Annotated in this window: 12 protein-coding genes and 1 rRNA gene; 4 read left to right on the top strand and 9 right to left on the bottom strand. The window is 34.4% G+C overall.

Translation table 11 applies throughout. The annotated features are described in order from the left end of the window. From A9G10_RS05995 to murA, 7 genes are all read right to left on the bottom strand, one after another. Positions 1-253: ribosomal RNA gene (locus A9G10_RS05995) — 16S ribosomal RNA — on the bottom strand; the annotation flags it as partial. Positions 254-847: 594 nt separating this feature from the next. Further along, positions 848-1,921 carry an acyltransferase family protein gene (locus tag A9G10_RS05990; RefSeq protein ID WP_065558679.1) on the bottom strand — a complete coding sequence of 358 codons (1,074 nt, stop codon included), beginning with the start codon at positions 1,919-1,921 and terminating at the stop codon, positions 848-850. 118 nt (positions 1,922-2,039) lie between these two features. Further along, positions 2,040-2,294, bottom strand: coding sequence for a GNAT family N-acetyltransferase (locus A9G10_RS05985; RefSeq protein ID WP_065558678.1), 255 nt, complete (start codon positions 2,292-2,294; stop codon positions 2,040-2,042). Between the two features lie 367 nt (positions 2,295-2,661). After that, positions 2,662-3,624 (bottom strand): 6-phosphofructokinase, encoded by a 963-nt coding sequence (gene pfkA / locus A9G10_RS05980; protein WP_065558677.1) that lies wholly within the window; start codon positions 3,622-3,624, stop codon positions 2,662-2,664. Between the two features lie 86 nt (positions 3,625-3,710). Then, the gene (locus tag A9G10_RS05975; protein WP_065558676.1) at positions 3,711-4,616 is read right to left on the bottom strand and encodes a cation diffusion facilitator family transporter; all 906 of its coding nucleotides are present in this window, start codon (positions 4,614-4,616) and stop codon (positions 3,711-3,713) included. A gap of 11 nt (positions 4,617-4,627) precedes the next feature. Further along, on the bottom strand, positions 4,628-5,203 hold the full coding sequence (locus A9G10_RS05970; RefSeq protein WP_065558675.1) for a DJ-1 family glyoxalase III: 576 nt from the start codon (positions 5,201-5,203) through the stop codon (positions 4,628-4,630). A 50-nt stretch (positions 5,204-5,253) separates the two neighbouring features. After that, complete coding sequence (gene murA / locus A9G10_RS05965; RefSeq protein WP_065558674.1) at positions 5,254-6,513, bottom strand: UDP-N-acetylglucosamine 1-carboxyvinyltransferase; 1,260 nt, start codon at positions 6,511-6,513, stop codon at positions 5,254-5,256. Positions 6,514-6,810: 297 nt separating this feature from the next. Between murA and A9G10_RS05960 the strand changes: the two genes are divergently transcribed. From A9G10_RS05960 to can, 4 genes are all read left to right on the top strand, one after another. Further along, positions 6,811-7,008, top strand: coding sequence for a YbdD/YjiX family protein (locus A9G10_RS05960; RefSeq protein WP_065558673.1), 198 nt, complete (start codon positions 6,811-6,813; stop codon positions 7,006-7,008). A 16-nt stretch (positions 7,009-7,024) separates the two neighbouring features. After that, positions 7,025-8,068: a CobW family GTP-binding protein gene (locus tag A9G10_RS05955; protein WP_065558672.1), complete on the top strand. Its 1,044-nt coding sequence runs from the start codon at positions 7,025-7,027 to the stop codon at positions 8,066-8,068. A gap of 379 nt (positions 8,069-8,447) precedes the next feature. Continuing rightward, positions 8,448-9,506, top strand: coding sequence for an FAD-binding protein (locus tag A9G10_RS05950; protein ID WP_065558671.1), 1,059 nt, complete (start codon positions 8,448-8,450; stop codon positions 9,504-9,506). Positions 9,507-9,586: 80 nt separating this feature from the next. Next, positions 9,587-10,246 (top strand): carbonate dehydratase, encoded by a 660-nt coding sequence (can, locus tag A9G10_RS05945; protein WP_065558670.1) that lies wholly within the window; start codon positions 9,587-9,589, stop codon positions 10,244-10,246. A 14-nt stretch (positions 10,247-10,260) separates the two neighbouring features. On the opposite strand, the gene nrdG is transcribed toward can, so the two are convergent. Then, positions 10,261-10,725, bottom strand: coding sequence for an anaerobic ribonucleoside-triphosphate reductase-activating protein (nrdG, locus tag A9G10_RS05940; RefSeq protein WP_065558669.1), 465 nt, complete (start codon positions 10,723-10,725; stop codon positions 10,261-10,263). A 17-nt stretch (positions 10,726-10,742) separates the two neighbouring features. Next, positions 10,743-12,878: an anaerobic ribonucleoside-triphosphate reductase gene (nrdD, locus tag A9G10_RS05935; protein ID WP_065558668.1), complete on the bottom strand. Its 2,136-nt coding sequence runs from the start codon at positions 12,876-12,878 to the stop codon at positions 10,743-10,745. Positions 12,879-13,139: the final 261 nt, after the last annotated feature.

Genomic DNA, 13,139 nt, shown 5'->3' with positions numbered 1-13,139 from the left:
CACCAACTAGCTAATCCCATATGGGTTCATCAAATGGCGCACGTCCTTGCGGAACCGTACTTTGGTCTCTCAACTTTATGCGGTATTAGCAGTCGTTTCCAACTGTTGTCCCCCTCCATTTGGCAGATCCCCATACCTTACTCACCCGTCCGCCACTCGTCATCAAGTGCAAGCACTCATGTTACCGTTCGACTTGCATGTGTTAAGCCTGCCGCCAGCGTTCAATCTGAGCCATGATCAAACTCTTCAATTTAAAGTTTGATGCTCAATAACTGTTTCTGACATATTCAAATGAATCTTCAGTGTCACTTATCAAGACTTAATTTTTTGAGTCCGTAGACTTTATTCTTTCGTCTCGCAAGTGCCCACACAGATTGTCTGTTTCTTCTTTTTAAAGAGCTGACAGTATTTTTTTGCTTTCGCTTTTACTGTCTCAAGGGCTGCGTATACTACGCTACACCTTTTTATTCGTCAAGATCTTTTTTCAAAATTTTTGATCCTGCTCACTAACCTCTTGTACCGCCTGCTTTCGCTGACGCCGTGTCAGTGGATGCGCATTATAGAGCCTTAAAAAAATCATGCAAGCGTTTATTGCAAATTTTTGTGCGTTTGTTTCATATTTACTCAAAGCCAATTACGATAAATTTTTGACATAAAACAAACCCAGACGATAAGGTCTTGCAAAAACAATTTGATAGATAATTATCATTACATTCCTATTCATTCCCCTTACCTTTGCAACAATAATGACTTTACTTAATCCTTCTTATTTAAAAAAACTGCTGTTGCAATCATTTTTATTTTTTATACCCATAATTTTTTTATCCAAGCTTAATTAAAGCTAACGTTATCGAATACTACCTATGACATAAACTGATTTATCTTTTAATATAAATTTTATTATACAAGCAACCAGCACACTGAACGCCAATGTGCATATTAATAAACAAACTGCAACAATAGCAGCTAATTCACCATTTTCTGTTTTAAGAATACTGCCCAGTTGTGAAACTTGAATTAATTTTAAAAGCTCAATGATGATTATTTGATGAATAAAATAAATTGGAAAACTTATATTAGCCATAAATGAGAAAAATTTATAAACCATCCCGTCATTTGTTTTGTGATTCAATCTATCTAAAAAATAAAGTGCTAACATAAATAAGATAATTTTTTGCAACGTATCAAGCCAAAGTTTTTCTACACCAAGATTATCAACATAACGCCCAACAAAAGTAACAAAAAAGCACAACCCTAAAAAAGCCATAACCAGATACAAGTTATTTTTAATTGCTTTGATGATTGTTTCATAATGTTGTCGAGTCATCATTCCGATTAAATAGACAGGACCATAATGTAATAAATTTAGTAGCGGTTTAGTGAAGTCAGGTTTTGTGAACATAACAACCCAAAACATACCTATCAGACCGGCAACAATCAAATTCTTTTTAGATAACTTATAAAACAGAGGCGCCATAATATAAATAATGATAATCATTGGGATAAACCAGAGCGGTAATAACTGCGAACCGGTTAGCATCATGATAGCAATCTGACTCACAACACTCGTTTGCGTAATAGAAAAAAACGGCAAATGTGATAATTGTTGATAATGGAAAAAAAGAAAACAAAATATTGATACAGAGATATAAGGACAGACAACCGTTTTAAATTTGGATAAATAATATGTCTTTGTATCATATTTGTAAGTTAAATGTTGAAATAGAAATCCCGCAATTAACACAAAAAAAGTTGTGAAATTAAAGGCAAATAAATTTAAAAACGAGTAAAGATAACTATTTTCAATTAAGGTTTTGTTATTGATAAATACACCTAAGCAATGACTGAAGACAATCATTATAATTGCAACGCCACGTAACACATGGATAGAATGAATTTTTTGAGCTTTTACAGTTGTCATTTTTATTAATAAGAATAGAAAATATATAATTCTCTATACTGTATCATATAATTAAACGACAATAATAAGTATTTATAAAAACGAAGATAAACAGTTATCAAAGAAATGTCATATTGTATTAATGTTGTCTATTTAATTTCTTTGCAGCAAACGAACAGATAGGAATGATTTCTCGATGTTCTTCGGTTAATTTTTTGACAGTAAGATCGAGTAATTTATCAGCCAAACCTTGACCTCGATAAATTGAATCCACAAAAGTGTGATTAATTGTCGCTTTGTCTTGACCAATACGAGAAAATGTCATTTCTGCTATTTCTTTATCATTATCAAGAATATAAAATCTTTCTGGGTCTTCTTTATAGATAAGTGACATGCGGTTCCCCTTACATTTGGAAAAATAAGCATCAAGTGTGAAATTATTTGTTTATAATGTTACCAACTTATTTATATTAAGGAATTTTATTTAGATTTTTCACTTATTTTTTCGGAATTAACGACTTCTTCGTTAACCTGATTTTTTATCGATTACCTATGGATAATATTAACTTTGTTGAATTTATACTGAAATTTTTTAATTATATAAATTTAAAAAAGTAGAACGGTATTAACTTGATCAATTAACACATCATTTGTATTTCATAGGTGAACTTTTGATATAAACGTAATATTCCGATTATATTCAATTATTCACCTTCATTTGATTTACCATTTGTTGATATTTTTAAAGATTGCTGTACATTCTAAAATAGACGTTTAGCAACATTATATAATTCCATATCAAACGGACGTTTCATTGTATTAATTGCTTCTATAATGTCGTGATGAACTAATTTACCATTTTGTACACCTACACAGCGTCCAGCATGACCTTGTAGCAACAACTCGACTGCGAAAGCACCCATACGAGAACCTAAAATACGATCGTAAGGAACTGGTGAACCACCTCGTTGAACATGACCAAGCACAGTAGCACGGGTTTCATGATGTACAGCAGCTTCAATATCAGCCGCAAGCTGATTAACATCACACATATGCTCAGTAACGGTTACAATAGCATGTTTTTTACCCTTAGCAAAACCGAGTTTAATTTCTTCAATTAAGTCTTCTTTAGTATAAGAAACTTCAGGGATAATCATGAATTCACAACCGCCAGCCACAGCTGCATTTAACGTTAAATCACCACAATCACGTCCCATAATCTCAATTACAGAAATACGATGATGAGAAGAACAAGTATCACGCAATCTATCGATAGCTTCTACGGCGGTGCTAAGTGCGGTAAAATAACCAATTGTATAGTCGGTACCACGAATATCATTATCAATTGTGCCAGGTAAACCAATACAAGGGAATCCTTCTTCGGTTAAGCGCATTGCTCCCATATAAGAACCGTCACCGCCAATGACAACTAATGCATCGATTTGGTGTTTTTGCAGATTCGCTATTGCTTTTTTTCTTACCTCTTTATCTTTAAATTCAGGAAATCTTGCTGAACCTAAAAATGTACCGCCTCGTGTAATAATATCGGACACACTAGAACGATCTAATTGAGTAATTCGATCTTCACAAAGTCCTAAATAACCATCGTGAATACCAAAAACATCTAATCCTTCCGTTAATGCCGTTCTAACCACACCACGAATCGCAGCATTCATCCCTGGCGCATCACCACCACTGGTTAAGATACCAATTTTTTTTATCATACAACATAACTCCAAATAATAATTAACTTTTAACTATTATAGAGTTTTAACAGATATCTAACAATAAATATAAAAGCTATTTTTGGTTATAATTTATCGCTTATTTTTTCAGCAGGAACAACCGATATAGGATCTTGATGAATAATAACTGTGGCAGGTGCAAATTCATTAGAAAGATGTTTTTCAACCGCATCGGTTATGGCATGCGCTTTTACTAATGGCATGTTATCATCAAGTTCAATGTGTAATTGAATAAATTTTACAGGTCCTGCTTGTCTGGTTTTTAAATCATGAAAACCATGTACTTGTGGAAATGAAGCCACAATTTCAGCTATTTTTTGATTGTCATTATCAGGCAATGCGCGATCAAGCAGATCTTGAATAGCGTTGTAGGCAATTTGATAAGCATTATAACAAATGACTAAAGCGATAAAAAATGCAAATACAGCATCTGCATAAGTAATGCCATACCAACTTAAACATAGTGCAATTACTACTGCGACATTCATAAACATATCCGAAGAGTAATGCAGCATGTCCGCTTTCACCGCTTTGCTTTGCGTAATTTTTATCACATATCGTTGATATAACACTAAGACACAAGTAATGACTGTCGAAATGACAGACACGATGATACCAAACAACGGAACATCAAGTGCTGTTGGATGAACAATTGATTTAATGCTGGAAAGAAGCAAAATTGTCGCAGATCCAATAATAAATGTACTTTGAGCTAAAGCAGCAAGCGATTCTGCTTTACCATGACCAAAAGTATGATCATCATCAGCAGGTTTTAGTGCATATCTCACAAGAAAGAAATTTAGACCGGATGCGATTAAATCTATACTTGAATCAAGCAGTGAAGCAAATAAACTGATTGAGCCCGTGAACCAACAAGTAATTAACTTAATAGAAATTAAGAAAATAGAAATTAAGACAGCACTTAATGTCGCTTTTTTAACTAATTTTTCGTACAAATGTGAATTTGACATTTGATACCTATTTATTGATAGGATTCAATTCCTGATGGTAGTACTAACTGTTCAGCAACTTCAGCCGCTTTAGTTTTACCTAATAAAGCATCAATAATTTTCAAAGCAAAATCAATTGAAGTCGCAGGACCTTGGCTAGTAATGATTTTATACTGTTCGTCAAAGTATACTCTTTCAGCTTTCCAATGTTTAAATGCATCTTGAGTTGTTGGATAACCGGTCATAAAAGCATGCGGGAATAAATGATGATATTGTAAAACCATTGCAGGTGAAGCACAAATGGCCGCAACAATATTACCTGACTGATGTGTTTGTTTTAATTTTTCGATTAACTCAGGACAATCACGAAAATTTTCCGCACCTTTTAAACCACCCGGCAAAATAACCACATCAAAATCAGTGTGTTTAATTTCGGAAAATACTTTTTGTGCAAGGATAGTTACCCCACGAGAACACGCAACTTCACGTGATTGAGAAATACTTGCAGTGATAACTTTTATACCTGCACGGGTCAATAAGTCAATGGTGGTAACGGCCTCAGTTTCTTCACAACCTTGAGATAAGAATACTAATGCTTGTTTAGTCATTATTGTTCTCCTTTTAACATATCAACCGTTATCACAAAGACTAGATAGGATTAATTTACTTTAATCCTTTCAATTTTAGCGCCTAATTTTCTCAATTTATCTTCTATATTATCATAACCACGGTCAATATGGTAAATACGATCAACAATAGTTGAACCTTCAGCAATACAGCCCGCAAGAACTAAACTTGCTGAAGCGCGTAAATCAGTTGCCATGACTTGCGTTCCACTGAGTTTTTCAACACCGTGAGTAATTAATGTATTACCTTCAATTTCAGCTCTGGCCCCCATACGTACAAGCTCAGGTACATGCATAAATCGATTTTCGAAAATCGTTTCTTTAATAATTCCCGTTCCTTGTGCAACCATATTTAAGAGAGAAAATTGGGCTTGCATATCTGTTGGAAAGCCTGGATGTGGTGCAGTATGTATATTGACCGCCTTAGCACGTTTACCTTCCATATCCAAACATATCCAATCTTTGCCGGTTTCAATTTTTGCACCCGCTTCTTTCAATTTAGCAATGACGGCATCAAGTAGCGTTGGATCGGTTTTACGACATGTAATTTTACCTTTAGAGATTGCCGCTGCAACAAGGAAAGTACCAGTTTCAATTCGGTCTGAGACAATCTCGTGTACGCCACCGCCTAAACGCTCAACACCTTCAATCTCGATACGAACAGTTCCTGCACCCGTAATTTTTGCCCCTAGCATATTTAAAAATTTGGCTGTATCAACTATTTCTGGTTCACAAGCGGCATTCTCGATAATCGTTTTACCCTCTGCTAAGGTGGCAGCAGACATAATAGTGACGGTAGCACCAACACTGACCTTGTCCATTACGATATGCGCACCTTTTAATCGTCCTTCAACTGAAGCCTTAACATAGCCTTCATCTAAGGTAATTGTTGCGCCTAATTGTTGTAGGCCAGTGATATGTAAATCAACAGGTCTGGCACCAATAGCACAGCCACCCGGTAACGAAACTTGTCCTTGTCCAAAACGCGCAACCAACGGCCCTAAAGCCCAAATTGATGCACGCATTGTTTTAACCAGTTCATATGGAGCACAATAGTTATCGAGACAACTCGCATCAAGATGAATCGAACCATTACGTTGACATTTAACACCTAACTGACTTAATAATTCTAAAGTCGTATCAATATCTTTCAATTTAGGCACATTTTGAAGTTCAACTGGTTTTTCAGCTAAAATCGCTGCAAATAAAATTGGAAGCGCTGCATTTTTAGCACCAGAAATAACGACTTCGCCATTAAGTGAGGTTGGACCTGTAACGTGAAACTTTTCCATTGTTAACTCTTATGTTTGATAAATTGGCAAATATTATAAAAGTTATTTGCTAATAGATAAATGAATTTTATAAGATATCTAAAAAAACCAACCTTATCATTATTTTCAAAAGCGATTTGTTAAAGACTTTCCAATATTGTTTATGAATTGATAAAATCTCAGCTAAACAATGATTGACTCAAATAAACAAGCACCTTATAGTTAAACACTGTTATTTAGAGTAATCACCGTTAAATTTGTCATGTTTATCGTGATATTATTACTTAACAAAAAACAATTTTATTTAAGAGAAAACAAATGTTTGATTCACTCGCAAAAGCTGGTAAGTACCTTGGACAGGCCGCTAAGTTAATGGTTGGTATTCCCGATTATGATACTTATGTTCAACATATGAAGTTGACCCATCCAGAACAAACGCCAATGACTTATGAAGAGTTTTTTAAAGAACGCCAAGAAGCACGTTATTCTGGTAAAGGTGGGTTTAAATGTTGTTAACAATTAAGAATATGTTATGACTGAGCAAATTAATTCTTCTTTACTTCCTGTCACGATATTAACAGGTTTTCTTGGTGCAGGAAAAACAACACTAATTAATTATTTATTAGAAAATAACCATAACGAAAAAACAATTATTATCGAAAATGAATACGGGCCAGTAAATATTGACAGTAATTTACTTAATGTCAGCACGGATATTCAAATTGTCGAAATTACTAATGGTTGTATTTGTTGTACCATTCAAGGCGAACTAACTGAAGCACTACATCAACTGCATGCTAAACGAATCGCAGGTGAATTACATTTCGATCGTCTTATTATTGAAACGACAGGGCTTGCTGATCCTGCGCCAATCATACAAACTTTTTTTATTGATGAATTGATTCGGGAAACGATTCAATTAGATGCAATAGTCACTTTAGTCGATGCTAAACACATACTAACACATCTTGATGAGCATCGAGTCGCCCTTTCACAGATCGGTTTTGCAGATCGCATTATTTTAACAAAAACAGATTGTGTTGATGATGAACAAAAAAATCACGTTATAAATCGACTTCACCATATTAATCATAAAGCCATGATAATTGAAGCGGTTAATGGTCAACTTCCAAAATCCGCATGGCTAGATATTCACGCATTTGATTTGAGTGATGAGCTCAACATTAATCGAGGCTTGTTTGTTATTGACACGAGCCAAAAACACCAATCACCAGGCTTTAAACTCATTCCATTAAAAAAATCTCATTCACTCAAAAATGATGAAATCTGTACCTATCTTTTCGAAGCAAAAGAACTTAATTTAAAAAAGATAGGGTCATTTATGGAACAACTTGTTGAACACTATGGTAATGACATGTTACGTTATAAAGGTGTACTGGCTATACAAGGTAATGCACAACGTTTAGTAGTGCAAGGCGTTCATAAAGTCGTCGGATTTGATTATGGTTCGCCTTGGCAAAATGAACAAGAGAAAGTGTCGAAATTAATTGTTATCAGTCGCCCCTTACCTTTTGACGAGTTGAATCAGGCGTTTTTAAAAACTATGGAAATTTAATCGTCAACTTGCATCAATGGTTTATTACATCAATTTATTCCGTTATTAAAAAATTATATGGTATTCACGCTTCTTTATTGGCATTTAATAACGGTTAAATTTTCATTTTCTTTTATGTAATACAAAATCCATTTTTTCAATTAATCGGGTACTTTTTTTAATTTATTTGTTCCCTCTAATCAAAACAAAAAATATAACTTGTTTTCAACATAAATTTTTAGATTTTCTGAACTGGACTTACTTTTTTGCCAAAAGGTCTATTTACCGATCATTTGAAGATAAATCATATATCCCAAACCGCATACATAATAGTAATATCAAATCCAAATATGATAACATAGACCCTATTTAATATTTATAGGATAACTGACTTAATAGTATGGATTATGATATCGCAATTGTAGGTCTTGGACCTGCAGGCAGTACCTTAGCTCGTTTACTTAGCCCATCATTTAAAATTATTGCATTGGATAAAAAACATCAATCCGGTGATGCAGGTTTTCATAAGCCTTGTGGTGGATTACTCGCTAATGATGCACAAAAATCATTTATTCGGCAAAAACTTAATTTACCTACTGATATTTTATCTAATCCGCAAATTTTCAGCGTAAAAACTTATGATCTACAAACAAATCTTGTTCGTAATTATCAACGTACTTATGTTAGTTTCAATCGGCATAAATTCGATTTATGGTTGAAATCACTAATTCCATCCTCTGTTGAAGTGCATCACAATACATTATGCAAAGAGGTTATGCGTATTATAGAAGGTTATCAAATTACTTATCTTGATGAAAATAACATAGAACATAAAATCACAACTCGTTATGTTGTTGGCGCAGATGGGGCAAATTCTTTAGTGAGACGAATGCGTTATCCTTCCCATTCAATAAGACAGTATGTTGCTATACAACAATGGTTTTCAGAAAAGCATCCCCATCCTTTTTATTCTTGTATTTTTGATAATCAATCAACCAATTGTTATGCTTGGAGCATTTCAAAAGACGGGTCATTTATTTTTGGTGGCGCCTTTCCTAAAAAAACCGCCAATCAACAGTTTGAAAATCTGAAAGAAAAATTAACTCAGCAAGGATTTATTTTCGGGGAACCCCATAAGACCGAAAAATGCTTAGTGATTTATCCAAACCGCTTTCGTGATTTTTATACAGGAAACGAGAACATTTTTTTAATCGGTGAAGCAGCAGGATTTATTAGTGCCAGTTCTTTAGAAGGCATTAGTTATGCACTTGATAGCGCCGAGATTTTAAGTAAAATTTTAAATAGCGCTGATCCCGATCCGAATAAACGATACTATTTTAAAACTTTGCCGTTACGATTAAAGCTGTACAGTAAAATAGTCAAAGCCAAAATATTAACCACCCCTTTTTGGCGTAAATTAATCATGAAAAGTAAATTTCAGCATATAAATATGGAATAAATTATATTAGACTGCATACTGTTAATTAAATAATAAATTAGTTTAATAATATTGATGAAATAAATTAGGAAATAATTATTATGTTTGACGTAAACGATTTAATTCGTTTTAATCACGAATGGTCAGAAAAGATTGAGCAGGAAGACCCTGAATTTTTTAAACAACTTGCGGTTAAACAAAACCCTAAATTTTTATGGATCGGCTGTTCGGATAGCCGTGTTCCAGCAGAAAAACTGATCAAACTCAAACCCGGAGAGATGTTTGTCCATAGAAATGTCGGTAATCAAGTAATTCACACAGATCTTAACTGTTTATCGGTCGTGCAATATGCTGTTGATGTGCTAAAAATTGAAGATATTATCGTTTGTGGTCATTTAGACTGTGGAGGAATTCGAGCTGCAGTCGAAAATCCAGATCTCGGTTTAATCAATAATTGGTTGTTACATATTCGTGACCTATGGTTTCGAAATAGTTCACTACTTGGAAAATTTGCGCCAGAACTTCGCATGGATATATTATGCGAATTAAATGTTATTGAACAAGTTTATAATTTAGGACATTCAACCATTATTCAGTCAGCTTGGCAACGCGGTCAAAAAGTCAATTTACATGGATGGGTGTATGGCATTGATAATGGTAAGATTACCGATTTGCATATTACTTCATCAAGTAGCGAAAATCTTGAGATTAATTATAGAGAAGCGATTTCTTATCTTTTAAATTTACACAAAGATCAATAATTATTGGTTTAAATTTATTTGAAGCGGTAGATAATTTGATTACTGCTTCCTCGCCATAATAGCTTTGGATCGGCTTGTTCTTGAATAAATTTGCCATCAATTAAGACATCAATATAAGGAATGACAGCCTGTTGTTCCGCTGTTAACTCATCAAGTTTATAGCCAGTCCAAAGCCAGATATCTTTGTTTTCACATTCTGTTTTTACACGTTTTACCAATTTTAAAATTGTCGGCACATTTTGAGGGTGCAAAGGATCACCGCCTGAAAGCGATAATCCTTGACGTTTTATTTCTGTATCTTGTAAATCTTTGATGATTTGATCTTCTACTGACTGTGTAAATGGTAAACCCGAATCTAATGACCATGTACTTTTATTGTAGCAGCCACGACATTGATGAACGCAGCCAGCGACAAAAAGCGTACATCGAGTACCTTCACCATTTACAACATCAACAGGATAGTAACGATGATAGTTCATAAATAGGTAATAATTTTTTAACCAATTTGCCCATTATCTAAATGTTTAACACGACGTTTAACTTCTTCTTGTTTACCTGCATTGAATGGACGTGCATCGGGACTACCTAAATACCCACAAACACGGCGAGTTACCGAGACTTTAGCCGAATCATGATTACCACAACTTGGGCAGACAAACCCTTTACTGGTACATGAAAATTCACCGGTATAACCACATTCATAACATTCATCAATTGGCGTATTGGTACCATAGTAAGGTACTCGAGAATAGCTATAATCCCAAACATCTTCTAACGCTTTAACATTGTTAATCATATTTGGATATTCACCGTAACAGATAAACCCACCATTTGCCACCGCAGGATATGCTTTTTCAAACTCAATTTTTTCGTACGGATTCACTTTTTTCTCAACGTCTAAATGGAAACTATTGGTATAGTAACCTTTATCTGTCACTCCTGGTATAACACCAAATTCAGCTGTATCAAGACGGCAGAAGCGATCGCATAAGTTTTCACTTGGTGTACTGTATAGACTAAATCCGTAACCAGTTTCCTCTTTCCATTGTTCAACTGCTTTACGTAAATGTTCAACAATAGCTACGCCTTTTTCACGTAAAATTTCGCTATCAAAAGGATGTGTTTGATTACCGTATAATGCATTTAATGTTTCATGAAGCCCAATATAACCAAGCGAAATTGAAGCTCGACCATTTTTGAAAATTTCAGATACACTATCATCTTCTTTTAGTCTTACGCCACATGCCCCTTCCATATATAAAATTGGTGCAACACGTGCTTTAACACCATCCAGACGGGCAATGCGTGTCATCAATGCTTTTTTACAAAGTGCTAAACGTTTATCTAAAATTTCCCAGAAACTTGCTTCATTACCTTTTGCTTCAATGGCAATACGTGGCAAGTTTAAACTAATCACACCTAGATTATTACGTCCGTCATGAAGTTGTTCACCGTCTTCTTCATAAACACCTAAAAAGCTTCGACATCCCATAGGTGTTTTGAATGAACCAGTCACTTCAACAACTTTATCGTAGTTTAAAATATCAGGATACATGCGTTTACTTGCACACTCTAATGCAAGTTGTTTAATATCGTAATTTTTGTCATCAGGCTGACGATTAATACCATCTTTAATAGCAAAAACAAGTTTAGGAAACACAGCAGTTTTGTGATTTTTACCTAAACCTTTAATGCGAACTTTTAAAATGGATTCTTGGATTAAACGTGATTCCCAACTGGTACCTAAACCAAAACCAAACGTTACAAATGGTGTTTGACCATTAGCGGTGTGTAAGGTATTAACTTCGTATTCAAGCGATTGAAACGCATCATAACACTCTTTTTGCGTTCGACTTTCTGCATAAGCTTCAGGATTTGGAATATGCCATTCTTCAGCAATTTGTTTATGTTTTTGATAACTAATGGTTACAAATTTTGCTAATATTTCATCAATGCGATTGATTGTTGTTCCACCATAGATATGACTTGCGACTTGAGCGATTATTTGTGCGGTAACCGCAGTGGCAGTTGCAATAGATTTTGGCGGTTCAATTTCGGCGTTACCCATTTTAAAACCATTGGTTAACATTCCATCTAAATCAATTAACATACAGTTAAACATTGGGAAAAAAGGCGCATAATCCAAGTCATGATAATGGATTTCTCCAACATCATGAGCACGAGAAACATCTTTTGGTAACAAATACTGTTTGGCATAATGCTTTGCCACAATACCTGCCAGTAGATCACGCTGAGTTGGAATCACTTTACTATCTTTATTAGCATTTTCATTCAAAATAGCCACATTACTTTGTTCGATTAGCCCACGAATATCTTGATTTAAACGACTACGCTCTTCACGAGCACGATCACGGTCGTGACGATATTCGATATAAGTTCTCGCTAATTTTTTATAAGGGCCTGACATTAATTGGTTTTCAACGGCATTTTGGATTTCATTGATATCAACGCTTTCACGTTCGCTCATCTGATTAGTAACAATACGAGCAACTTCAGCACAATAATCTGGATCATTAACATTCGCTGCAACAGCAGCTTTGACTATAGCATCTTTAATGCGAATCTCATTGAACGCAGTTTGACAACCATCACGTTTGATAACTACAGGCATATATACTCCTCAATATTCATTAATAATTAGCGCTTGGACAAGGTTAAGTACACATATTAATATTCATTGTAATTATTAAGAATTATTCGTTTCTCGTAAGAATATTAAGTGTTTTTTGAGATAGACAGAGATTATCACATAGCTTAAACAATACTATATATAGTAGATATATTAAGATTATACACCATATATTGTGTTTTTCTAGATATTTTACTAAATTAAATTACTTGACAAGCTTTAAGCCAAGTACGACAAGTCTTT

Origin of the sequence: Gilliamella sp. wkB308, from assembly GCF_001690185.1 — a bacterium.
GTDB classification, from domain to species: domain Bacteria; phylum Pseudomonadota; class Gammaproteobacteria; order Enterobacterales; family Orbaceae; genus Gilliamella; species Gilliamella apicola_I.
This window is presented reverse-complemented; position numbering and strand designations above follow the sequence as displayed.

Coding starts and splice junctions, on each gene's coding strand:
- A9G10_RS05985 (WP_065558678.1), bottom strand. CDS start 2,294: ATGTCACTTATCTATAAAGAAGACCCAGAAAGATTTTATATTCTTGAT.
- nrdD (WP_065558668.1), bottom strand. CDS start 12,878: ATGCCTGTAGTTATCAAACGTGATGGTTGTCAAACTGCGTTCAATGAG.
- A9G10_RS05960 (WP_065558673.1), top strand. CDS start 6,811: ATGTTTGATTCACTCGCAAAAGCTGGTAAGTACCTTGGACAGGCCGCT.
- A9G10_RS05955 (WP_065558672.1), top strand. CDS start 7,025: ATGACTGAGCAAATTAATTCTTCTTTACTTCCTGTCACGATATTAACA.
- A9G10_RS05950 (WP_065558671.1), top strand. CDS start 8,448: ATGGATTATGATATCGCAATTGTAGGTCTTGGACCTGCAGGCAGTACC.
- A9G10_RS05975 (WP_065558676.1), bottom strand. CDS start 4,616: ATGTCAAATTCACATTTGTACGAAAAATTAGTTAAAAAAGCGACATTA.
- A9G10_RS05970 (WP_065558675.1), bottom strand. CDS start 5,203: ATGACTAAACAAGCATTAGTATTCTTATCTCAAGGTTGTGAAGAAACT.
- A9G10_RS05990 (WP_065558679.1), bottom strand. CDS start 1,921: ATGACAACTGTAAAAGCTCAAAAAATTCATTCTATCCATGTGTTACGT.
- can (WP_065558670.1), top strand. CDS start 9,587: ATGTTTGACGTAAACGATTTAATTCGTTTTAATCACGAATGGTCAGAA.
- nrdG (WP_065558669.1), bottom strand. CDS start 10,725: ATGAACTATCATCGTTACTATCCTGTTGATGTTGTAAATGGTGAAGGT.
- murA (WP_065558674.1), bottom strand. CDS start 6,513: ATGGAAAAGTTTCACGTTACAGGTCCAACCTCACTTAATGGCGAAGTC.
- pfkA (WP_065558677.1), bottom strand. CDS start 3,624: ATGATAAAAAAAATTGGTATCTTAACCAGTGGTGGTGATGCGCCAGGG.